The organism is Bdellovibrionales bacterium, from assembly GCA_016714165.1.
Taxonomy (GTDB): domain Bacteria; phylum Bdellovibrionota; class Bdellovibrionia; order Bdellovibrionales; family UBA1609; genus JADJVA01.
The window spans coordinates 84,015-105,978 of the sequence record JADJNU010000001.1; the positions used below are offsets into that span (position 1 = coordinate 84,015).

The window sequence follows — 21,964 nt, forward strand, 5'->3', positions numbered from 1 at the left end:
GACCTTAGTCGCAAAAAGAGGATGCATGGGTTTAAGAGATAATTTTTTCGGTACAATGTAAAAGTGAAAAATGACAGTTCAAGGGTCCATAAAATTTTAATCGTCGAGGATGATGCAACAGTTCTTGATGTGACAAGTGAGGCCTTGGTCCAAGCCGGATTTTTGACCGAGCGGGCATCGTCCGGAGAGGCGGCCGTTGCAAAGATTGAGGAGTTTAAGCCTGATTTGATTCTGTCTGACCATGATATGCCGCAGATGACCGGTCTTGATTTGCTTAAGACACTTCGCGCCAATAAGAACTATGTGAGTGTCATTTTCATTTCGGGTCGCTCGGAACTCAGGACAATTTGTCAGGCTCTGGAGTTTGGAGCCGACGATTATCTTCGGAAGCCTTTTAGATTTGAAGAGCTCATCGCTCGCGTAAGGGGATGTCTGCGAACCAAAGAGGTTCATGAACAACTTCAGATGGCCAATGAAAGATTGCTTGAAATGGTGGATCGGGACTTCTTGACCGGTCTCTATAACATGCGCACGATGTATGAAAAAATTGACTTTGAGCTAAAAAGGGCTCGTCGGTATGATCGGCAAATTGGCGTCGTCATGATCGATATGGATTATTTTAAGACCGTAAATGATCAAAATGATCATTTGTTTGGCAGCTACGTGCTGGCCGAGATGGGTAAGATACTTCAAGTAACGGTAAGAGAAAGTGATTATGCCGCTCGCTACGGGGGAGATGAGTTTCTTATTGTCTTAACCGAAGTTGACCAAAATGGGGCCGGAATTTTCTGTGAGCGACTCAGAACGCAGATTGAAAATCACACATTTCGAAATGAAAACTCCAGTATAAACTTGACTATTTCCCTCGGCTACGTCGTTAGCCAAGGTGAAAATGAAGTTGATGCCAGAACAATGGTTCGTAAGGCCGATCATGCGCTCTACGAGGCCAAGAGACTTGGTCGAAATCGAGCATTTTTTGGGTCCTTATAGGGATTATGTGAGCAGATAGATCTGCTATTTTTTTTGCACCTGCGCTTCTTCTTCGGAAGAGGCACCTTCCCACCACTTCTTCCACTCGACAATTGCTCTATCGATCTTTTCCTGAGAATCCTGTGGATCGATCTGCGGTCCCTCTTTGTAGCGAATGCGAAGGACTGATGTCATTCTCTGTAGAAGGCTGGCATCTTGAGTTTTTTCGAGGGCTTTTACCAAAACACCGAAGTTCTCGATTGAGGGCTTTTGGCGAATAGCTTGAACGATTTCTTCTTTAAGTTTGGGATCTTCGCCCGCGTTGGTTAGCACGGAATGATATATATGCTTGATCGCGGGAGACCAGGCAGATCCGAGTTCATGAACGGCATTCACTCTGCTGTCGGGAGCTTGAGTGTTGTCTTTTATGATAGCGAGATTTCTCGCGTGTCGATCTCGCCATAAATCCGTTGACATATCCATCAGAAAAGAGAAGGAGGAAGATGCAAGCAGCCAATTCAGCTCTGGCCTTTTGATTGCCCACAAATTGTCATTTAGTCTGAAAAACTGATAAATCTTGTCATCAGTCCTTAACGTAAATTGATTGGTTCCCTTTGTTGCGAGAAGACTCACTCGGCCTGAAATGTCGTATTTTATCAAGCGATTCCAAAAGTTGATTAAAAATAACCCACTCAGTAAAAAATGCGGAATCTTTGTTTATCCAATCAGAGCCTTGCTTTTCGAATTCTGCAAACAGGGCGCCGTCCTTTTCGATTTTCAGGTTTGAACCTATCTTTATATGTCCTTGATTTGGACCTGTGAACCAAGATCGATGAAGTGGCAAATAATAGATCCCATCTCCATCCATATCACCGCACTTTTTTCCTTCAGCAACTTGTTTGAGGGACAAATAAAACTGACGTTTAATTTTCTGATTACCACGCTGTGCCTCCGCGACCAAATCTGGCTGACCCAAATTTTTGGGACACTGTCCCTCAATTTTTGCATCAAAGAAGGGAAAGAATTTGGTCAGTTGTTCTAAGGTCACCACGGACTTTCCAATAAAGTATTTTCTTTCCCTTCGATTGATTGAAAATGTATCGTATCGAGAGCGGAAAGACCATTGATCCATTGCGTCTGCAAATGTAGTCGAGGACCAAAATAGCAAATTAAAAATGAGAAAAATTTTCGACAATTTCATCAATAGACCTCCCCTTTGCCCTTTTCGCCATGCCATTATTTCATGAATTCGATTTTCATTGCAATCATTTCACCTCAACCATTGAATGCTTCAGTCGAGAAAAAATCTCGACAAGTTGGGATGAAATTCGATTGCGCTCTGAAGGGTCTTTGAGACTGCGACCAAAGCTTTTTTCATTGATGTGGTCCAACCTCAGTTGACTGGAGAGGCATCCAAAAAACAGGCTCGCGAGAATATAAGGGTCAAAGGATGAGCTCACAAAGCCCTTTGATTGGGAATCCTTAAAATAATGGACGATCGTTTCGATGAGATTGAGGAAATTTTCCCTAAATACTTTTTCGGCCGGAGAGTGAAGCCGATCGTACTCGCGAATAATGATAAGGCCGATATCACGATCCTCTAAAAAAAGTTTGAAAAGGCTCTCCGCGAATAGTTTGAGGCGTAGGCGATAGTCTTGGAAATTAGCGGGAGACGCGAGGAGGTCGCGAGTGAATTGCAGGCGTGTGGAGCCAATTTCCTGCAAACAGGCTCGATAGAGTCCGGCCTTTCCCTTGAAATAATAGCTAATCATACTGGAATTCATTTTCGCTTCTTTTGCTATATCACGTATGGAAGTTCCGTTGAGACCGCGGCGTGCAAAAAGTCGCTTTGCGGCCGTGATCAGAGTCCTTTTGGAGTCTAGGTCCAGACCGTCCTTTGGTCGAGACTTAATACGTTTCCCTGCTTGTTTTTGGGCCAAAAAATCCCCTTTTTCGAGTCAATACTGGACTTTGATTGGTGTTACAAAACGACTAAGAATCGAGTATTAATCAAAAGACTGAAAAGTTCAATCAATTGATTGAATTCAAAAAGGTATTGAACTAAAACCTAATTAAACCAGCGAAGTGAGTTTCTCTTTCTTTTGGGAATGAGTTTTGTGGGCGCTAGACTTAATTGAGCAGGAGGCAATTGTGATACCATTCGATTTTTTCTACGGTATTTTTGATAATCAGGATCCAATTTGGGTGGCGTGGGTTGCGACAATTTTGGTCTTTGTTACGATTGGATATCTCGGCGCTCCTATATGGGCTTGGTCTGTCGCAGGCTTGTTAACGCTTGTGGGCTGGGGATGCCCTGCTATTTTGATTTATGCGGTCGCCGCTGTTTTGCTGATAGCAAATTTGAGGCCTCTTCGTCGAATTTTGATTTCTTCGGTCGTAATGAAAGTAATGAAGGTTCTTGGAGTTATTCCCAAGATCAGTGCAACTGAGAGAACAGCGCTGGAGGCTGGTGTTGTTTGGATGGAGAAGGAATTGTTTTCGGGGCGTCCGAATTTCAAGCTCCTCATGAGTCAAGCTTTTCCAAAACTCAATAAAGAGGAAGAGGATTTTCTCAATGGGCCGGTTGAGGAACTTTGCAGGATGGTTGATGATTGGAAAATCTATAAAGAGCGAGACATTCCTCCCGAGGTGATAGATTATATAAAGAAGAAGAAATTCCTGGGAATGATTATTCCTAAGGAATATGGTGGATTAGGATTTTCTCACTACGCTCACAGTCAGGTGATTCATAAAGTTTCTTCGCGATCTGCGGCCGTAGCTATTTTTGTGATGGTACCGAATTCCTTGGGACCGGCAGAACTGCTGAACCACTACGGCACGAAGAAACAAAAAGACTATTATTTACCTCGTCTTGCAGTCGGGGATGAGTTGCCTTGCTTTGGGCTCACTGAGCCGACAGCGGGAAGCGATGCGGGATCGATACTTTCTTATGGAATATTGTTTAAGGGCGAGGATGGCAAAATTTATGTTCGTATGACCTGGAAAAAGCGCTGGATTACTTTGGCTTCAATTGCAACGGTGCTCGGGGTTGCATTTCGCCTGCGCGATCCTGAGAATTTGCTGGGACGAGGTGAAGATTTAGGTATCACCTGTGCCTTGGTCCCTGCAAAGACAAAAGGGGTTGTTCTCGGGCGGCGCCATGATCCTTTAACCATTCCTTTCAACAATTGTCCCATGGAGGGTCACGACGTTGTCGTAAACGCTGAGGATTGTATTATCGGCGGCATTGAGGGAGCGGGCAAAGGGTGGAAGATGTTGATGGAGTCGCTGGCTGCGGGCAGAGGGGTGTCTCTTCCAGCGCAAGGAACGATGGGTGCAAAAGTATCAGCCAGGGTGGCCTCCGCTCATGCCGTGGTTCGTAAACAATTTGGTGTTTCTCTTGGAAAATTCGAAGGCATTGAAGAGCCTTTAGCACGAATTGCTGGCGCCACCTATTATCTTGAAGCCCTTCGCAAGTACGTGTTGAGTGCGTTGGATCAAGAAGTGAAACCACCTGTTGTAACAGCCATGGCGAAGTACATGGCGACCGAAGGAATGCGCAAAGCCTTGTCGGACGGAATGGATATCATCGGTGGACAGGGGATCAGTATGGGAGCTCGCAACCTTCTTGCTATTCCTTATATTGGTGCGCCTATAGGTATCACTGTTGAAGGTGCTAATATTTTGACCCGTACGCTTATTATTTTTGGCCAGGGAGCAATGCGTGCACATCCCTTTGCTTTTCGTGAAGTGGATGCGATTGAAAAAGGTGATTTGAAAGAATTTGACCTCGCGTTTTGGGGCCATATCGGACATGTGGTTCGAAACCTGTTTCGCTCCGTTGTTTTAAGTCTCACTCGCGGGCGATTTGCCTTTACGGGCAGGCCTTTTGCGGTTCGTCGGTATGCCCAAAAATTGAAGTGGGCCTCTGCCTCTTTTGCTATTATGGCTGATGTTGCAATGGGAACTCTCGGTGGTCAGTTGAAGATAAAAGAGAAATTGACTGGCCGCTATGCTGATATCTTGAGTTGGATGTTCATAGGAACTGCGGTGCTTCGGCGATGGGAGGCAGAGGGCTGCCGCAAGGAGGACCTGCCTTTCGTGCACTATTCAATGCGACATTGTTTGGGGGAGATACAAGATTCTTTTGATGGAATTTTTGGGAATATGCAAGTTCCTGGCTTAAGTTGGTTTTTTACGCGTCCAATGAGATGGTGGTCTCGCCTGAATTTTTTCACTCAGGGACCGGACGATCGTTTGAGCCATCAGGTCGCTTCTCTCATTCAAATTGAGGGAGAGCAGAGAAATCGTTTGACTGACGGGATGTACATTCCAAAGGGGACAAGCGACGCCCTTGGATTGTTAGAGGCTGCCTTTTCAGCTGCTCATCGGTCAGCTGCGGTAGAAGCAAAGCTTCGTAAAGCGGCAAAAGATGGCTACCTCCCTCGGAAGAGACGGCCTTCTGCTTTGTTGGATGAGGCTCGGCAAAAGGGCATTATTGACCAGGCGGAATATGATGTTATTTTTGAGGCAGAGAAACTTCGCTTAAATTATGTACAGGTAGATGATTTTTCCAATGAGGAACTTGTGGCAGCGAGAGGTATTCCCGCGACGGAGCACAAATTTCATCTTCCTGAGGAGCCTGCATCCGGAAAGTCATCAGATGGCACAAATGGAAAGTCAGCTGCCGGCGGTATCGGCCTAAAGGTGGGCAAGGAAAACTCGGGTCAGCCTGGACGGGTTTAGATTCTTGTATTAAAGATCACTTCGTTTAAAAACCAAAGCCAAAGCCAAAGCCAAAGAAAAATAGCTTTGGCTTTTTAATGGCGCACTCTTTGCAAGAACAGGACGAAAACTTTCCTGAAATGTTCCTTTGGAGGAATCAATGAAAAAAATGCTTTTGATGTTTTCGATCTTGTTAACTTTTCCTGTTTGGGGCCAGTCCTCTGGCCAAATATTGGAATGTTCCAATCTCAAGACGAAGGATAATAAGGACGGTCCGGTAATTCGAATCGGCATGTATCCTGTCAGCTTCGATAATACATTTTTTTGGGTCAGTATTGAAGGAGTGGGTGCTTCGAGTGCCTTGGGATATCAGGTTGGGAGCAGGGAAATGTCTTACGTGGAAACAGACGGGGCCATGAAGGTCGAGTGGAAGGGGCAATTGGAGGAAGGCGCAGAGAGAGTCTTCCTTTCGATAGATGCGACCAAGAGCCAAACAGAAGGTACTTTTAACATCACTTCGTTGACAGTCCATTCGGCGCTGATACCACAGGTCATGTTGAGGACAACTTTGGGACAGTACGTTGGAAGGTTCGAGAATGGGAACTGTCGTTTCATTTCGAGCACTAGAAAATCAACTCCAGATTGAATATCAGATTGAACTGAAAGCAGGTCTCCCTAAAAATGACCACTCATTTTGGGTCGCTGTAAAACAGTTTTTCAAAAAAGGCGAAATAGACAGAGTAAGCCTGTTCTGCTCTGGCCTTACGAGTTAAGGGCGAGAACGTCCTTTGCATTACCCTTTTGCAGGTGGTTATCGGGTAGGAGGGGTTATGTATCAGATTGGATTGGTTGGGAAGCCGAGTTCATTGCGTCACAAAGTGAATCAAATTCTGAGTGCTAATTTTGATTTTCACGTCCTTGTATTTTCCAATTCAAGTCAATTGGTCATGGGATTTAATCACTTTAGTTTTAGTGCCTTGATTGTGGTTCTTGATGGTCTTCAAGTAAGTCAGCTAAATCAATTAAAGCTAATTGACAGGAATGTGCGACGTATTCCAATGATTTTCATTGCCCCTGAGATGTCTCCACAGGTTCGAGCTAGCCTGAAAACTATTCGTTATAACAGCCTTTCAATATTGGACGGACGAAGCGAAGTGAGCGGCCTTTGCCCTGTCGTTGCGAAGATGAACGATGGGCAACCCGTTTTAAATAGGGCCTATGCCCGGTATGAGACCAATCAGGTGGGCGAGCTTGCCATGGGGAATGAAGCAAAGGGTCGAGTTCGCATTGTCAATCTCTCTTCAGGCGGTGCCCAGTTGGAACTCAAAGACGGCAATTTTGGCGAGGGCGATGACATTGTTTTAAATGTGAGGAGTTTGAGAAAAACATCCTACGGAATTCGTGGAAAAATCAAGTGGCGTGATAACAAAACGAAGCGTGCCGGAGTCGAATTTTGTCTTCCCACTGAAAACCAGAGGCCAGGTTTGACCCTGGTTTAAGAATAATTAAAACACGATCTGGTGTAGATCTGAAATAAGGTGTCTCAGTTAGGGCTTCAATTGAGTTTTCCGAGCAGGATCAATGAACAATCTAACTGCCAATTCAAAAATTTGAGTATTTTCGATGGTACCATGAATTTGATCTGCGCCGGGACCCATAGCGAAGAGATCTACATCGGAAGAAGTATGAGGAGCCTTGGGCTGGCTGACATCTCCCGGCACATCAGTGGATAGTCGAACAACTGGATACGAAGTTCCAGAAGATTTAAGGCCCTTCACCAGAGGAATATTGAACTTTCCGGAATCAACTTCTTTTGTCCATAATCCTCCTTCAGGAACAGGATCATTTATGGCCAAGCCACCCGTATCGTGATCGGCGGTCACCAAAATGAGAGTCTTATCCTTCAGTTTATTTTTTTCCAGCCACTTGATAGTATGATCAATAGCCAAATCCAGCTCTCGAGCAGCATACAAGGCCTGAGGGATATTCCGGCTGTGGAGGGATTCGTCAATATCCTCCGATTCGACCATCAAGAAAAATCCATTTTTAGAGGCGGAGAGGCAATCAAGGGCCAATTCGCTCAGGTTCATGAGCGTGAGTGGACCCGTCGAATCTGTTTCAATGGCGGGAGGGAGTGACTCATCCGCAAAGGCTCCAATAATATTCTGATTCGCCCCCTCACACTTTTTGGCGGAAAACACATTTCTTTCGATGGAAAAATGCTTCCTCAATAAGCTCTCTTGGGATTTAAGATCCTTCCAACCTCCTCCCATTATCAGATTGACAGGACTCAGGCTTAAGTCCTGAACAATTCTCTCTGTGTTTTTGCGGCTATCAACGTGGGAGTAAAAGGCCGCGGGCGTCGCATCAGTGACGTGAGTCGTTGTGAGGAGACCCACTCTTTTTCCAGTCTTCGCCGCCTTTTCCAAAAGGGTTGCCACGGGGACGCTCGGTTTCTGGCTATTCGCGTCCCTGATCACTGACAGCGCCCCATTTGGGGCCTTCTTTCCTGTGGCCATTGCTGTGGCGGCTGCTGCCGAGTCAGTGACCCAGTTCTCCAGCGAAGAAGTTTTTACCTTTGCTGTGTGTGGAAAGCTATCTATTGTGAGCGCACCGCCTTTTCCATAGAACTGCAGGCGAGTGGCATTGATAACATTTGACCCCATTCCATCGCCAATAAAAAGGATTAAATTCTCAGGATTTTTCTTCGAAGGAGCGGCGCTAGTGGCAAAGGTCAATTGACTGATTAAAAATAAAACGAGAAATTGAGATCCAATTGAGAGAACGCCGGACATAAAATCCCTCTTTTGATGAGTGGGTGAAAAAACTCACCAGCGGAAAGATAGTGGAACCTTCAGATTCACACAATCAAAAAGGGTGAATTTAAAAAAAAATTCAATTGCTGTCATGCCAATACGTGAGACCTTCGAGTCTGGTTTGATCAGCCCCTCGATTGAAGTTCAATCCATGACATGACTTTTTCCTCCAGGATATTGAGAGGAAGAGAGCCATACCGGAGGACTTCATCGTGAAACAGAGGGAGTTCAAACTTGTCTTTGAGTTTTAGTTTCGCTCTTTCTCGGAGGTCCAGAATTTTTATCATTCCGATCTTGTAGGCGATAGCCTGCCCCGGTGAGATGAAATAGCGTTCCACTTCCACCAATGCCTCGCGTTCATCAATCGGAGTTTGGTCCGTTAAGTACTTGATGGCTTGTTCTCTGGTCCACTTTTGAAAATGGATCCCAGTGTCGACCACGAGGCGACAGGCCCTCCAAAGCTCCATCGAAAGACGCCCAAAATTTGAATAGACGTCACTGTAGCTGCCGAGTTCCTTAGGAAAATACTCGGCATAAAGTCCCCAGCCTTCGATGAAGGCAGTGGATGAGGTGTAGCGTCGAAAACGAGGAAGTCCTTTCAATTGTGTCGCGATTGCGATTTGCAAATGGTGGCCTGGTAGGCCTTCGTGATGCGCCAGAGCTGCCATTGCCCATTTTGGCAGTGCTTTCATGTTATGCGTGTTGAGGTAGTAGATTCCGGGTCTTTTTCCGTCCTCTGATGGACTCTCATAAAAAGCAAGGCTCGCCGATTTTTCACGAAAAGGCTCTACGGATTTCACAATTAAATCGACATTTGGCCTCATCGTCAACAAACGGGAGAGGTTCTCATTCATACCTTTAATGAGATTCTCAACCTCTGAGATATACTGGTTTCGCCCGCTTTCGGTATTAGGAAAGTAAAAGAGGGGACTGTTTTTCATGTAGCGAAAGAAGTCTTTCAGATCTCCTTTGAAGCGCAATTGCTTCGCAACCTCACTTATTTTAGATCGAATGCGAGTTACCTCAGATAGACCCAAAAGATGAATTTCCTTAGCGGATAGGTCGGTTGTTGTGTGCTTATGGAGTTGAGAATTGTAGTAAGCTTCACCCTGTGGAAGAGCCCAGACGCCATGATTGAATTTTGCTTTTAGATCGAGTTTCGTCCAATAAGCCAAAAATTTTCGATACGCAGGAGCCATGTTTTTTTGTAAAGCGAGGCTGAGATCGTCAGAAAGTTGCTTTTTTGTGAGGTCGGACAGGCCCTTCACTTTTGAAATCTTCGCCGTAAAGTCTTCGTAGATGGGATTCGTAATTCTAGGGTCATTCGTGAGAGGAAATCCTCTCAACAAATTTTTGGTGTCTCTTTTTACTTTCTCAAAAACAAATTTGGGTGGAATTATCCCTTTTCGTTCGCGGATTGCCATACCTTCTAGAACTTGGTCCATTTGAGTTGAAAAAGCAGAAACTCGTGAGATATAAGCGAGAGCTTCATTTTCATTTTCGATTGTGTGTTTGTTGATTAGAAATGCGGGAAAGTTTGATTGATATCCAAACATTTGGTTGAAAGGATGGGAGTGAAATCTCCATTCATATTCACTCAATTTCTGTTTTGCTTCGGTTTCAAAGAGACGGTAGCTTGTTTGTTCTTCGCTGCCAAGAGAATCAAACTTAAAAGAATGGAGTTCCTGGAGAGTTTTCTTGGTTCGCTCGTTTTCAATTTTTTGAAATTCCTCTGAATAATCATCTAGCTTGTTGTAATCAGTTTTAACTCCTAATTCGGTTTGCAATTGGGGTGAGTTTTTTAGCTCGGTTTCAAATGACTCTTCAAAAAATCTATTGATTCTAGCTGACTCACTTTCTGAGTCAGACATTTGTGGAGTTTCCCTTATCTGATGGTGGCAAGACGAAAACAAAACAAAATTCAGAAAAAAAATAGAAGCTGCAAACCAAGGCGCCATATTGATATCTCCCCATTCTGTGAACGTATGTCTCTGATCTTACTTGAAAAACAGAGAGACGGTGACTCGAATTTAGTTAACTCATTGTCAAAGTCAACGGAAGATTTGTGAAGATGATTCTAGTACTGTTAATGTTAACTGGAACCTTTCTTTTTTGTTTCTTTTATTTTCACAATTATCGATTGAGGAGTTTCAACAAAGAAATTTTGAGGAGAGAAGCTCTGATTGATACGATCCGCATTTCGTCCTGGGTTGTTGATCAAGAATGCGATGTCCTGTCGATCGACCTGTCGTTAGTCTAAAAATCACAGAATAAAAAGAAAATGGAAAGTATTCATAATACAATGGAAAATCCAAGGGAGGGATTGCTATGTATCCGTTTTGTAACTTGGTGTTTGAAGGTGGAGGAGTCAAAGGCTTGGCCTATGTGGGAGCAATGGAAGTTCTCCAAGCCGAAGGGATATTGGGTCATATTCACCGAGTCGGGGGAACCAGTGCGGGGGCAATCAATGCCACTCTATTTGCTCTAGGGTATTCACTTTCTGAACAGAATGAAATATTGCGTGGGATGAATTTCAAGGCCTTCATGGATGATGAATGGGGTGTTGTCCGTGATTCGGAACGATTGCTGACCCACTTTGGTTGGTATAAAGGTGATTTCTTTCATCAATGGATTTCAAAACTGATCGCCGAAAAGACGGGAAGCCCAACCTACACTTTTGGTGATCTTTGGTTGGACGATGGTCCTGAACTTTATATGTGTGCCACGAACGTCTCAACTGGCTACATGGAGATATTCTCTCACGAGCTGACTCCAGCGATTACCATTGCAGATGCAGTTCGTGCCTCAATGTCGATACCACTTTTTTTTCAAGCTGTTCGCGGGGCTTCGGAAAGTTGGCTGATTGATGGTGGGGTGCTCTGTAATTACCCGATTAAGCTTTTTGACCGTCTAAAGTACATTTCGCCGATTGAGCAGGAATCCTACGCTCGATTCACTGACTACTACAAGGAGCACAACTCTTCGAATCAAACGAACAAATCCAATCCTTGGATTTACAATCGCCAAACTCTCGGGTTTCGATTGGATTCCAAAAAGGAGATCGGGATATTGAGAGATGAGCAAAAACCTGAAGTTCGGGAAATCAATGATCTATTTGATTTTGTTAAATGCCTCATGAGCACTTTGATTGATGCTCAGGACAACAGCCATCTTCATTCAGACGACTGGCAGCGAACAGTTTACATTGATACCTTAGGCGTTGGAACGACTGACTTCGATATCAGTGACGGAAAGAAGGCGGAATTGATTGCTTCGGGAAAAGATCATACGCAAAAATATTTGGATTGGTGGAAACGTGAGCCGGAGATCGTAAATAAGCTTGCTCCGGTCTCCACATCCAAAGTTTCTTGAGTTTCTTAAAAAAATGATCAATGAAGTCAGCAGATCTTTTTAAAAGTTCAATGCAAAAACTATATAAGGGAGGCTGTACGAATTCGTGACGTCCACAGTTGTTTCACTTCCTCCCGTTTCATACTTGGTGTATTTGAGGTTTCGATAGGTCAGTTGTGGGCCAATGGCGAAAGTGGTGTTTATGGACCAGAGATAAGCGAGATCTATGCCGATTCCACTGCCTCCGGTGAGTTGGCTCGTCGCGCTTTGCTCGTCTTCAGCACTCAGAAAATAGTGTGCGGTCAACTGCCAGCCGCTCGATCTGTAACCAATGGAGACACCGAGATAATTGTCCGACACGTCGTTTGTTCCGTCATCTTCGCCCACAACCCCATAGATGCCACCAAAATAAAGTCCGCTTGCCATGGTGTAACCGAATCCCAAGTCATAATTTAGTTGCGTACCTTTTCCTGTCCCGCCCCCGATGTCAGTAAAGTCGTATTTTTGTGTTGAGTGAAAGACTGCGGCATTTATCGAATACCCAGCTTGATCTGCGGCGAAGGCCTCGAAGGACAGAAAAAAGAGCGTCAAGGTGACAACCAAAATTCTCATAAATGCAACTCCTTGCTAAAAGTGTGACTTCTCCCACTCATGTTGCCACAGGATTGGTGTCAGCCCAATCAGATTTTGATTCCTCCTCTCAGTAGACCAAGTGCCAGGCTTTGGGTTGTAGAAATGAGCGAATTCCAAGAAGAGAGAGTGTCGAACCGATTCCCGATCCTTTACGACCGGTCCATGGAAGACGTGGGCTGACACGATCACAGCAGTTCCAATAGACTGAACCAGCATCGAGCTGCTCAAGTATCCCTTCCGCCTCTTCCCTCTCTGCCGTATAAACTCCGGCTGTGAGTCCATACGTAGAATCGTTCATCAACTGAATCGCTTCTTCGTCGCTTCTTACTCCTTGAATCCCAATGATGGGTCCAAAACTCTCCTCCATCATGACTTGCATGCTGTGATCGACTTTGGTCAAGACCGTCGGTTCAAAAAAACCCGAGTGCTCAGACCAAACCTTTCCCCCGGTTAGAACTTGTGCTCCCTTGGAAAGAGAATCGGCAACCTGCCTCTTTAAGATTTCAATTTGTTGGGGTCGAGTCAAAGGGCCAATGTAGGTTTCTGGTTTTGACGGATCACCTAATTTAAAATTATTTACCGTCTTTAGAAAGTGATAGTTAAAATCTTGGTAAACTTCTTCGTGAACATAGATTCTCTCAACCGAACAGCAACTCTGACCGGTGTTATAAAAGGCGCCATCTGCGATCCCCTCAGCCGCTTTCTTGACATCTGCATCCGGTCGAACATAGACGGGGTCTTTGCCTCCCAACTCAAGTTGGGTTTTTATGAACCTGCCTGCAGTTATTTGGGAAATTGCCTTTCCGGTCTCATTGCTTCCAGTAAAAAAAACACCCTGTATATTCTGTTTGAGGAGGATTTCTCCTTGAGTACGGGTTCCCACGACGACACTAAATACCCCGTCGGGGAGACCGGCCAATTTGAGGAGTTTCTCAAATTGAAGTCCTGTCAAGGTGCTGTATTCAGAAGGCTTATAAAGTACCGTATTGCCGGTGAGAATCGCTGGGATAAAAACATTCGTGCCAACAAAATACGGATAATTCCATGCTGAAATGTTAGCTATAACTCCAAGTGGTTCCCAGGTCATTTTTTCTTCATTCGCTGGAGTGGTCAAATATGTTTCACCTTTTAGCGCTGATTCTATATTTTGAAGAAAAAAATCCAATCGTCCCTGAGTGCCTTTTATTTCATTGAGAGCTTGTTGAATTGGTTTTCCCATTTCCTGAGACAACAGCTCGGCCAAGCTTTCGGCCCTATCTTCAAGTAAAACACGAAATCTCCCGATGATTTCCATTCTTCGCACCAGGGGGGAGCGACGCCACTGATTGAAAGCTAAGGCTGCCCTTGTTGCCTTCTGTTTGATTGAGGCCTCAGTATCAATGGGAACCTCTTGAAGTAATTGAAGCGTGTAGGGATTGACTATCCTTAGCATTGTTCCAGTCTCCTGTTATTTTCTAGCATGTTGGTGAGCAATTTTATTGAAATTTGCTCGGCGATTTTCGATAGCTTTTAAAAAACTTTTCATGAGCTGATTTTCGGAAAGCAGATCCGCGGGCCCCGCCGTGAATTCGGGGTGCCACTGAACACCCAGGATAAAAGGTGATGAATCAAGGGGAGAGGGTCGCATGGTCTCATGACGGATGGCTTCGATGACACCATCCTCAAGGCTAGTTGCTTCAACAATTAATTCTTTTGCAAGTTTTTTTATTCCTTGATGATGAACAGAGTTTACCTTCGCCACCTGCGTTCTCGGATAAATCTGGGACAGAAATCCGTTTGATTCAAGGTTGATCTGATGCCAGTGTTCATCGTAAAGGTTTTTGTCTCTATGAAGTTTTGTTTTTTGATTCTGGGTGTTGAGGTCCTGGTAAAGAGATCCCCCTTCTGCGACATTCATGATTTGAAGGCCCCTGCAGATTCCGAGAACAGGAAGTCCGATCGCCTTTGCCTCGCGGTAGAGTTTTATTTCGTACTGATCGCGAATTTTGTCGCCAGGCCATTTGTCGCTGATGGGCTCTTCAGAATAGCTCGAAGGGGCTACGTCAGCTCCTCCATGCAGAATCAGACCGTCGGTGAAATTCAGGATCTCCTTGGTCGTTAAGCCGCGAGATTCTGTTGGGAGCAGAACGGGAAAAGCTCCATGGTTCATTACCCAGTGAGCCATCGACTGTTCAAAATAGAGAAGTGTTTTTTTTGAAAAGGTCGCGCGCTCAGGATCCGGATGCAGAAAACAGGAGCTAATTCCCACTCGTATCATTCTAGGGTTCCCTCGTAGGCGTTCCGAAAGATGAGGCGAAAATCACCCTCTGTGACTGGCACGGGGTTTGTTTGATGGCATCCGTCCTGAATTGCAACTTCAATCAAGTTGTTTAGCTGATCTTTTCGGACCCCAATCTCTTTGAGCGTGTGAGGAATTCCAATTTCACGTCGGAGCTCGATGATCCATTTAATAAATGTCTCAGGGGTTGCCGGAAGGATATTTGCCGCCTGAGCGAGACGAACAAAGCGATCGGGAACGGATCGACTATTAAAAAGCATGGCGTAAGGCAGAAGGACTCCATTTGCCAATCCGTGGTGTGTGTCGCAGACTGTGCTGAGAGCGTGCGCGCATGAATGAGTCACTCCGAGACCTTTCTGGAAGGCGACGGCCCCCATGTACGCAGCATTCATGATCATCCCTCGCACATTCAAAAAATCCGCTTTGTCTTTTGGTGGCGTCTGAGCCATTGACACACAGGTTTTTAGATTTTGAGCGATGAGACGAACTCCCTCTAGGGCAATACCATCTGCCATTGGGTGAAATCCAATGGCTAAGAAGGCCTCAATCAGATGAGTCAAGGCATCCATGCCGGTTGTGGCTGTGATATCGGGTGGGAGAGAAAGCGTCAGTTCAGGATCAACGTAGACCTCGGAAGGAAGCAAGCGTGGAGAAAAAAGGATCTTTTTAACCTTTGATTGATCATCAGAAACCACTGCGGAGCGACCAACCTCGCTTCCCGTGCCAGCAGTTGTGGGCAGGGCAAAAATGGGTGGAATCGGCTGATCAATGGGAAGTCCATTTGGCTTCCCATCTTCGTAATCAAAAAGGTCTCCGGGATGATTGACCATCAACGCGATCGCCTTTGCCACATCGAGTGCAGCTCCTCCGCCAATCGCAATAATGACTTCTGACTTCGATTTTTTGTAAAAGCAAACGCCTTCAGTTACCTGAGATTTTACGGGATTGCTCCAAATCCCATCAAATACTTCCACGGTGATACCTGACTGCGAGAGATTTCCTTTGAGTTCATTCAGAAATGGGAGTTTTGCGACTCCGCGATCTGTCACAATCAAGGCATGATGGAGCTTACCCTGCTGAAGTGACTTCGCTAGGAGACGGCGAGCCCCCGCGCCGTAGTGAATTCGAGTTGGGTAGTTAAAGTGCGATATGAGTTCCCCATTGTTCATTGATTCATCTCCTCAGGTGATTAAATAATTTCGAGGTAGCGGCGACGCTCCCAGTCCGTTACAACTGATTGGGACCTTCTCCATTCCCAGTGTCGTGTCGAAGTGAAGTGGCTGACGAAATCTTCACCGAACAACTCAAAGGCTATACTTGAACGAGCCATATTGTTGGTAGCTTGATAAAGATTGTTCGCCAGGCGAGTTGATTCGGTATCGCCGTATCCGTTTCCGGTGACTTCAGGTTGCAGTGTGAGCTCATTTTGGATTCCGTAGAGGCCGCTGGCGATTGCAGCTGCAACGGCCAAGTAAGGATTAATATCGGCCCCGCCAACTCGGGTTTCGAGGCGGGTCGATGTGGGGCGGCCAGATATCACGCGGAAGGCAGCTGTTCGATTGTCGAGACCCCAGTTGGCCCGAGTCGGAGCCCAATGTCCCTCAACGAGGCGCTTGTAGCTGTTCACATTGGGAGCGAAGAGGGGTAGGATTTCTGGCAGGCAGTGCGTTTGGCCAGCTAAGTAGTGTTTAAATACTTTTGACATTTTATTGGTGCTTTTTGGATCATAAAAAACGTTCTGTTTTTCATCGATAGACCAAAGACTCTGGTGAATATGCCCTGAGCACCCAGCTAGTTTTTCATTCCATTTTGCCATGAATGAGGGAATGATTCCAAAGCGGCATCCAATCTCCTTTGCTCCGCTTTTGAAGAGAACGCCTCGGTCAGCAGCGGTCAACGCGTCGGTCACACTGATCGCGGCTTCATAGACCCCCGGACCAGTCTCAGTATGAAAACCTTCAAGTGGAATCTGAAAGGCTTCCATTTCATCCATGAGGGCATTGACGTATTCGTTTTCAAAACCTGTTCTGAGAAGAGAATACCCAAACATTCCAGGTGTGAGAGGTTCGGGTTGATCAAAATTCTTGTCATGGAGGGATTGGGGAGTTTCTCGAAAATTAAACCACTCAAATTCCAATCCAACGCGCGGGAAAAATCCAAGGGCCGCTGCTCGCTTAATCACAGATCTGAGCAATTGTCGCGGACAAACGCGAAGGGGTTGCTGCTGCTCATCGAGAAAATGACCAAGAAAAAACGGGATATTATTATCCCAGGGCACTTCCCTGTAGGTAGATAGGTCCAACTCAACAAGGGCGTCGGGATAGCCGGTGTGCCAGCCTGTGAAGCGCACGTTATCGTAGACGGCATCTGCCACATCCCATCCAAAAATAACATTGCAAAAACCAAAGCCATTTTCAATGGCAGAGAAGAACTTCTCCTTGTGGAGGTATTTTCCGCGCAAGACCCCGTCAATGTCTGTTACAGCTACCTTCACCTTGTGAGAGGGTGACTGGCGAACTTTTTCTAGAATTTCCTTTTGACTGGTATCATTCAAGGTGACCTCCTCTTATTGCGAACAGTACAAGATGGACAAATGACGAGTTTGATTTGACAGTTCGTTGCGGCGTGAGACCAGATAAAGATAGTAAAAAATGAGGGGGCCGTCCAGGTGTAAAAGAGCTCAGAATTTGACGAGTTGAATGAAAATGAAGCGCCACGTTATATCGACCAAAGGCCTGAATCGCGGGGGGCTGTTTTGGAAAGTGAGCATTCTCGGACATTTAACTAAGGAGACAGAAAAAAAGGGTCGATAGAATGGATGACTCTATGTGAGTTTTGCGAAGCGCGGTCAAAGAACAGGATAACTGATGAGTCGTGGGGCAAAAAAATTAGATTCAGTTCAGGATGCAACTGCGCCCTCCTCTATTTTGAGAGATCTGCATTTCTTCAAGCATTTTCCTGATCACCTTCTTGATAAATTGGGTCGTGAAGTTCAGATTAAGACAGTTTCAACGGGATCAGTTATTTTGACTCAAGGACAAATAAATACAGATCTTTTTATTCTTCTGTCAGGCAGGTTATCAGTCTCGGTCGATGGTGGTGTCGTTGCGAGATTGGATAAAAAGGGCGACTTGGTGGGTGAAATGAGCGTTATTACGCATCAAGCCGTAGCAGCCACCATTACGGCTGAGATGGAATCGCAGATTTTAATTTTGAGAGGAAAGGATTTTCTGGCCTTAGAGGGTACGAGCAGTGATGGATTTCAACATGCCTTGTTCCGTGTTTACGCCCATGATCTTTCGAATAAATTAAGAGTAACGAATCAAAAGGCCAAATATTTTGAAGATCTAACGACAAAGCTAACTCAGGCTCAAGACGATCTGCGTGAAGTCAATAAGGGCTTAGAACTCAAAGTGGCCAGTCGAACTCTCGATTTAAATAAGCGCACCCAAGATCTGCAGAAATCGCATCAAAAGCTTGAACAGCAAAATGCTGAATTGATGGCAAGCCATAAAAAAATGGAGGAGTTGTATTTTACTCGGGAGTTAACCTTTCAAAAGTTGGAAGAACTTTATAAGAATTCATTGATTCCCCTGCAGATGACTTTGATTCAGATCGAGCAAAACAGTGTGGGGGGAGTCAACAGGATCTCATTAAAACGGCCTCCCATGAGTTGAGTGATGTACTTAATTTATTAGAACCCGTGGTTTCAATCTATTCTTCACAAAAGGCCATGAAGAGCAAAAGAGTTCTTCTGGCAGAATCTAACATGAAGTATCAGATGCTCGCCAAAATGGCTCTAGGGGGGACAGGGGTTGAGTTGGACATAGCTTCAAATATTGAGGAGGGGAAGGCGGCCCTGTCTGGGAAATCCTATGATATACTATTCGTATCAGCTGAAATGCTTGAGCTTTGCGATTTATCTCAGGCCTTAAATCCCTCTATACAAATGGTTTTCATGACCTCTGATCGCATTGATCAGTATCTCCCAGCTCTGAGGGAGCATAAAGTGATGCCGCATATTGTCTCTCGAGATGAAAATGATCGCACTTTTACTATAAAGAATATTGTGACTTCAGTCGCTAAGCTAGCGAGCGGTGATATCTTTGGGGTGAGCAAATATTTGGCTTGGGGTTCTGACTTGAAGAGTGTTGCCGTTTCAAGGAGCGACAAGAGGGATCAATTAATTGAAGATATGAACCTCCACTTTGAGAAGCTTGGAATACGTCGAACAGTGAGAGATCGGGTTGCCACAGCGCTTGAGGAGATGTTAATGAACGCGATCTATGATGCTCCCGTGGGCAAAGATGGAAAGAGCCTCTATAACCATCTTTCCCGCCTTGAATCGGTTTCTTTAAGTCCTGAACATCAGGCTTCTCTTCGTTATGGAACCGATGGAATGATTTTAGCGATTTCTGTCGAGGATCCATTTGGCTCACTCGATGGCGATACCATTCTCAATTATTTGGATAAGTGCTATGGTGGGGTAGGAGAGGAAACGAGTCACGACGGCAAAGTGCCGAAAGGGGGAGGCGGCCGTGGTCTCCATCAGATTATTGAGAATTCGGATTTGGTGGTCTTTAATATCCACCTTGGGTTTAAGACCGAAGTGATAGCCCTATTTAATGTTGATCCAAGAGGTGTTGGTCAAAAGTTTCCCAGTTTTCATTTGTTCACACAATAGGGTAGCCAATCCCTCTTGATGCCGTAGAAAGCCCTTATCTAATTAATTTTATTGCGTAATTTCAATATTTTGTCTTTTGTGATGAGATTAAAATGGGCGTTGCGCTTACAAATCAATAGTGTTAGATTGCCGCGATTCTTAAGGAACATTAAACGAGCGGATCGAGAGTACAAGCCATGAAAAAAGATATTCATCCAAAAATTCGGGAAGTAGTTTTCAAAGACGTTTCATGTGATTTTTCATTTAAAACCCTATCGACAGCCAGATCCAAAGAAAATATCAAATGGGAAGACGGGAAGGAGTATCCTCTTGTGACGGTGGATATATCCAGCGCTTCCCACCCATTCTATACTGGGAAACAGCGTCTTATTGATACAGAGGGACGCGCTGAGAAGTTTGCTAAAAAGTATGGACGCAAGACCGGGGCTGCGGGCGGTAACTAGGTTCGCTCGGTTCAGGGCCGGACTTGTCCAGTCAAAAGGGAGGGTGAAGCTTCTGTCATAGCCCAGAGTTGAACCTGGGGTAGGACATCGCATTCTCCCTCAGGGATGGTTGACTTTTCTGAGGTTTTCTTCATTTTATTCCAATAATAAACAAACTTTATTATAAACACAAAATATTTTGCCGATAGCTAGATGAGGATTGTTTATTTCTTCTAGTTTTGGTTTTTTAATTTCTTGAGGTTAAGGTCTGGGAGTGGGAGTGGGAGTTTTGAGACGATTCAAGAAACAGGCCGCTTCATTGGAAATAATGGACCGGTTTCTTTCTAACAGTGACTCTCTACAGTTGCGTGATTCACTCCTATTCATCTTGGCTCAGCTTCCTTTTCCGGCCTTGTTATTAGATCCGACGGGTGCAATTTTGGGCATGAGCAAGAGCGCACAAAAAAAACTCTCTGAATTGAACTGGACCGAAGTGACCAATGGAGCAAGATTTGGAGAATTTCTTGACCCCCCCAAGAATGACTCGCTGAAGTTTTCTCTGACAAAGACAAGTAGTTTTTTTGAGGAAGTGACTTGGCGAGGGCGAACTGATGAAAAGCCAGTGCAATTAGACTTTATTTATTGTTCTTTCTTCTGGTTTGTGACCTGGAGAGAACCTGAGGCTAGCCTGGTTGAGGAGCTTCGTGAGCGATTTGAAAAGAGTGCTCCCCTTATTTCGGTAGGAGAGATGGCCGGAAGTATTGCCCATGAAATTAATAACCCACTGACGATTCTTCTCTGGCAGGCAGGGCGTTTGAAAATGCTTTCAGATCGCGGAAAGCTTGATTCTGGAATTGTTGATAAAATCAGTTTGGAAATTGAGCAAACAGTTTCGCGCATTGTTCGAATTGTGAAGACTTTAAAGACCGCCCTACATGGACATGAAGGGCAAAAAGCTAGAAAAAATAGATATTGGGCAGTTGATCGATGAAATATATGAGTTGAGTTTAGCTCGACTCAATAAGCTTGAAATCGAATGGAGACATCACCAGTGGGTAGGGCCCCTGGTCGTTATGGCGCAACCAACGGCCCTTTCTCAGGTCTTGCTGAACCTTGTTAGCAATTCATGTGATGCTCTCGAGCAATCGCGCGCGGACAGGTGGATTGATATTAAGTTTGTGGAAAGGGGCAGTCAGCTTGAGATTCAGTTTTCTGACAGCGGTCAGGGGCTTCCACCTGAGGTTTATTCCAGACTCTTTGAACCTTTTGTGACGACGAAGCCTCCAGGTAAAGGAACAGGCCTTGGCTTAGGCCTGTGCCGCAAGTACATGCAGAACCAGGGTGGTGATTTTAGATACAATCACTTGAGCCCAAACACTCAATTTATCCTTATACTCCGCCGTATTTAGTTCGCTCGGGGTAATGCCGCACAACGATAGAGCGCAATTTCAAGGCCTCACATTGACTCGGTTAAGGGCCTCCTTTATTTTTGAGACAAAGTTTGAGATGAAGGAGATGTGAATATGCAAAGATCCCGTAGGTTCTGGCTTCTGAGTGTTCTGGTGTTTTTCGCAGCGATGAGCCGGTGGCTTCCGCACGCACCTAACTTCACTCCTGTGATGGCGATGGCCCTTTTTTCAGGAACATTTTTTCGCCGTTGGCAATACGCATTGGCCGTCCCCTTTCTGGGATTATTGATTTCGGATTTTGGTTTGGGATTTCATGACCAAATGGTTCCAGTTTATATCAGTTTTGCTTTGGCAGTCGGCATAGGGCATTGGATCGGATTGAGGGGTGATGCGGCCAAGACACTAGCAAAGCGGCTTCCTTTTGGAGTTGTTTCCTCGAGTCTTGTTTTTTTCCTTGTTTCAAATTTCTTTGTGTGGGCTTTTGCAGGGATGTATCCTTTGACTTGGGAGGGATTCGTTCAATGCTATGTAATGGCAATTCCTTTTTTGCACAGTGAACTTTTGGGCAATCTTGTGTTCAGCTTCGCACTCTTTGGTTCCTTGTACGCGGTCAAATCTTTGGCCCCACAGTTGTGGGGTCGGACCGAGCAGAGCAGAGCAGAGCTTAGCAGCTGAGC

21 protein-coding genes are annotated in these 21,964 nt (G+C 45.2%); 11 read left to right on the forward strand and 10 right to left on the reverse strand.

The genetic code is table 11. The annotated features are described in order from the left end of the window. The first annotated feature begins 63 nt into the window (after positions 1-63). The gene (locus IPJ71_00385) at positions 64-990 is read left to right on the forward strand and encodes a diguanylate cyclase (GenBank protein MBK7842142.1); all 927 of its coding nucleotides are present in this window, start codon (positions 64-66) and stop codon (positions 988-990) included. A 24-nt stretch (positions 991-1,014) separates the two neighbouring features. Here the strand turns inward: IPJ71_00385 and IPJ71_00390 are convergent, their stop codons facing one another. From IPJ71_00390 to IPJ71_00400, 3 genes are all read right to left on the reverse strand, one after another. Beyond that, the gene (locus tag IPJ71_00390; GenBank protein ID MBK7842143.1) at positions 1,015-1,446 is read right to left on the reverse strand and encodes a hypothetical protein; all 432 of its coding nucleotides are present in this window, start codon (positions 1,444-1,446) and stop codon (positions 1,015-1,017) included. A gap of 106 nt (positions 1,447-1,552) precedes the next feature. After that, a complete protein-coding gene (locus IPJ71_00395; GenBank protein ID MBK7842144.1) occupies positions 1,553-2,170 on the reverse strand; it encodes a hypothetical protein in 618 nt (205 codons plus the stop codon). 64 nt (positions 2,171-2,234) lie between these two features. Further along, positions 2,235-2,909 (reverse strand): TetR family transcriptional regulator, encoded by a 675-nt coding sequence (locus IPJ71_00400; protein MBK7842145.1) that lies wholly within the window; start codon positions 2,907-2,909, stop codon positions 2,235-2,237. A gap of 211 nt (positions 2,910-3,120) precedes the next feature. On the opposite strand from IPJ71_00400, the gene IPJ71_00405 reads away from it, so the two are divergent. From IPJ71_00405 to IPJ71_00415, 3 genes are all read left to right on the forward strand, one after another. After that, positions 3,121-5,715 (forward strand): acyl-CoA dehydrogenase, encoded by a 2,595-nt coding sequence (locus tag IPJ71_00405; protein MBK7842146.1) that lies wholly within the window; start codon positions 3,121-3,123, stop codon positions 5,713-5,715. Positions 5,716-5,854: 139 nt separating this feature from the next. Further along, complete coding sequence (locus IPJ71_00410; protein MBK7842147.1) at positions 5,855-6,340, forward strand: hypothetical protein; 486 nt, start codon at positions 5,855-5,857, stop codon at positions 6,338-6,340. 184 nt (positions 6,341-6,524) lie between these two features. After that, positions 6,525-7,193 (forward strand): PilZ domain-containing protein, encoded by a 669-nt coding sequence (locus tag IPJ71_00415; GenBank protein ID MBK7842148.1) that lies wholly within the window; start codon positions 6,525-6,527, stop codon positions 7,191-7,193. Between the two features lie 48 nt (positions 7,194-7,241). Here IPJ71_00415 and IPJ71_00420 read toward each other — a convergent pair whose 3' ends face one another. Beyond that, positions 7,242-8,489, reverse strand: a complete 1,248-nt coding sequence (locus IPJ71_00420) for an alkaline phosphatase (GenBank protein ID MBK7842149.1) — start codon at positions 8,487-8,489, stop codon at positions 7,242-7,244. Positions 8,490-8,635: 146 nt separating this feature from the next. Next, positions 8,636-10,468, reverse strand: a complete 1,833-nt coding sequence (locus IPJ71_00425; protein MBK7842150.1) for a DUF885 domain-containing protein — start codon at positions 10,466-10,468, stop codon at positions 8,636-8,638. Between the two features lie 370 nt (positions 10,469-10,838). Here IPJ71_00425 and IPJ71_00430 point away from each other — a divergent pair, with 370 nt between their 5' ends. Next, positions 10,839-11,882 (forward strand): patatin-like phospholipase family protein, encoded by a 1,044-nt coding sequence (locus tag IPJ71_00430; GenBank protein ID MBK7842151.1) that lies wholly within the window; start codon positions 10,839-10,841, stop codon positions 11,880-11,882. Between the two features lie 39 nt (positions 11,883-11,921). Here IPJ71_00430 and IPJ71_00435 read toward each other — a convergent pair whose 3' ends face one another. From IPJ71_00435 to IPJ71_00455, 5 genes are all read right to left on the reverse strand, one after another. Continuing rightward, the gene (locus tag IPJ71_00435; protein ID MBK7842152.1) at positions 11,922-12,473 is read right to left on the reverse strand and encodes a hypothetical protein; all 552 of its coding nucleotides are present in this window, start codon (positions 12,471-12,473) and stop codon (positions 11,922-11,924) included. An 88-nt stretch (positions 12,474-12,561) separates the two neighbouring features. Beyond that, complete coding sequence (locus IPJ71_00440; GenBank protein MBK7842153.1) at positions 12,562-13,926, reverse strand: aldehyde dehydrogenase family protein; 1,365 nt, start codon at positions 13,924-13,926, stop codon at positions 12,562-12,564. A 15-nt stretch (positions 13,927-13,941) separates the two neighbouring features. Further along, positions 13,942-14,751: a type 1 glutamine amidotransferase gene (locus IPJ71_00445; protein ID MBK7842154.1), complete on the reverse strand. Its 810-nt coding sequence runs from the start codon at positions 14,749-14,751 to the stop codon at positions 13,942-13,944. Further along, positions 14,748-15,941: an iron-containing alcohol dehydrogenase gene (locus tag IPJ71_00450; protein MBK7842155.1), complete on the reverse strand. Its 1,194-nt coding sequence runs from the start codon at positions 15,939-15,941 to the stop codon at positions 14,748-14,750. Before IPJ71_00450 ends, IPJ71_00445 begins: the two co-directional genes overlap by 4 nt. Before the next feature lie 20 nt (positions 15,942-15,961). After that, positions 15,962-17,326 (reverse strand): glutamine synthetase, encoded by a 1,365-nt coding sequence (locus IPJ71_00455; GenBank protein MBK7842156.1) that lies wholly within the window; start codon positions 17,324-17,326, stop codon positions 15,962-15,964. A 313-nt stretch (positions 17,327-17,639) separates the two neighbouring features. On the opposite strand from IPJ71_00455, the gene IPJ71_00460 reads away from it, so the two are divergent. The 6 genes from IPJ71_00460 to IPJ71_00485 all read left to right on the forward strand — a co-directional run bounded on the left by IPJ71_00460 (position 17,640) and on the right by IPJ71_00485 (position 21,962). Beyond that, positions 17,640-18,449, forward strand: coding sequence for a cyclic nucleotide-binding domain-containing protein (locus IPJ71_00460; protein MBK7842157.1), 810 nt, complete (start codon positions 17,640-17,642; stop codon positions 18,447-18,449). Between the two features lie 56 nt (positions 18,450-18,505). After that, positions 18,506-19,456, forward strand: coding sequence for a hypothetical protein (locus IPJ71_00465; protein ID MBK7842158.1), 951 nt, complete (start codon positions 18,506-18,508; stop codon positions 19,454-19,456). A gap of 176 nt (positions 19,457-19,632) precedes the next feature. Further along, positions 19,633-19,899, forward strand: a complete 267-nt coding sequence (locus tag IPJ71_00470) for a type B 50S ribosomal protein L31 (GenBank protein ID MBK7842159.1) — start codon at positions 19,633-19,635, stop codon at positions 19,897-19,899. A gap of 268 nt (positions 19,900-20,167) precedes the next feature. Further along, the gene (locus tag IPJ71_00475; protein ID MBK7842160.1) at positions 20,168-20,869 is read left to right on the forward strand and encodes a hypothetical protein; all 702 of its coding nucleotides are present in this window, start codon (positions 20,168-20,170) and stop codon (positions 20,867-20,869) included. Then, positions 20,820-21,287: a GHKL domain-containing protein gene (locus IPJ71_00480; protein ID MBK7842161.1), complete on the forward strand. Its 468-nt coding sequence runs from the start codon at positions 20,820-20,822 to the stop codon at positions 21,285-21,287. The genes IPJ71_00475 and IPJ71_00480 overlap by 50 nt, the downstream gene beginning before the upstream one ends. 114 nt (positions 21,288-21,401) lie before the next feature. Then, entirely contained in the window at positions 21,402-21,962 is a 561-nt protein-coding gene (locus tag IPJ71_00485; GenBank protein MBK7842162.1) for a hypothetical protein, read from the forward strand. Positions 21,963-21,964: the final 2 nt, after the last annotated feature.

Coding starts and splice junctions, on each gene's coding strand:
- IPJ71_00390 (MBK7842143.1), bottom strand. CDS start 1,446: ATGTCAACGGATTTATGGCGAGATCGACACGCGAGAAATCTCGCTATC.
- IPJ71_00395 (MBK7842144.1), bottom strand. CDS start 2,170: ATGAAATTGTCGAAAATTTTTCTCATTTTTAATTTGCTATTTTGGTCC.
- IPJ71_00410 (MBK7842147.1), top strand. CDS start 5,855: ATGAAAAAAATGCTTTTGATGTTTTCGATCTTGTTAACTTTTCCTGTT.
- IPJ71_00415 (MBK7842148.1), top strand. CDS start 6,525: ATGTATCAGATTGGATTGGTTGGGAAGCCGAGTTCATTGCGTCACAAA.
- IPJ71_00420 (MBK7842149.1), bottom strand. CDS start 8,489: ATGTCCGGCGTTCTCTCAATTGGATCTCAATTTCTCGTTTTATTTTTA.
- IPJ71_00425 (MBK7842150.1), bottom strand. CDS start 10,468: ATGGCGCCTTGGTTTGCAGCTTCTATTTTTTTTCTGAATTTTGTTTTG.
- IPJ71_00430 (MBK7842151.1), top strand. CDS start 10,839: ATGTATCCGTTTTGTAACTTGGTGTTTGAAGGTGGAGGAGTCAAAGGC.
- IPJ71_00435 (MBK7842152.1), bottom strand. CDS start 12,473: ATGAGAATTTTGGTTGTCACCTTGACGCTCTTTTTTCTGTCCTTCGAG.
- IPJ71_00440 (MBK7842153.1), bottom strand. CDS start 13,926: ATGCTAAGGATAGTCAATCCCTACACGCTTCAATTACTTCAAGAGGTT.
- IPJ71_00445 (MBK7842154.1), bottom strand. CDS start 14,751: ATGATACGAGTGGGAATTAGCTCCTGTTTTCTGCATCCGGATCCTGAG.
- IPJ71_00450 (MBK7842155.1), bottom strand. CDS start 15,941: ATGAACAATGGGGAACTCATATCGCACTTTAACTACCCAACTCGAATT.
- IPJ71_00460 (MBK7842157.1), top strand. CDS start 17,640: ATGAGTCGTGGGGCAAAAAAATTAGATTCAGTTCAGGATGCAACTGCG.
- IPJ71_00465 (MBK7842158.1), top strand. CDS start 18,506: ATGAAGAGCAAAAGAGTTCTTCTGGCAGAATCTAACATGAAGTATCAG.
- IPJ71_00470 (MBK7842159.1), top strand. CDS start 19,633: ATGAAAAAAGATATTCATCCAAAAATTCGGGAAGTAGTTTTCAAAGAC.
- IPJ71_00480 (MBK7842161.1), top strand. CDS start 20,820: ATGAAGGGCAAAAAGCTAGAAAAAATAGATATTGGGCAGTTGATCGAT.
- IPJ71_00485 (MBK7842162.1), top strand. CDS start 21,402: ATGCAAAGATCCCGTAGGTTCTGGCTTCTGAGTGTTCTGGTGTTTTTC.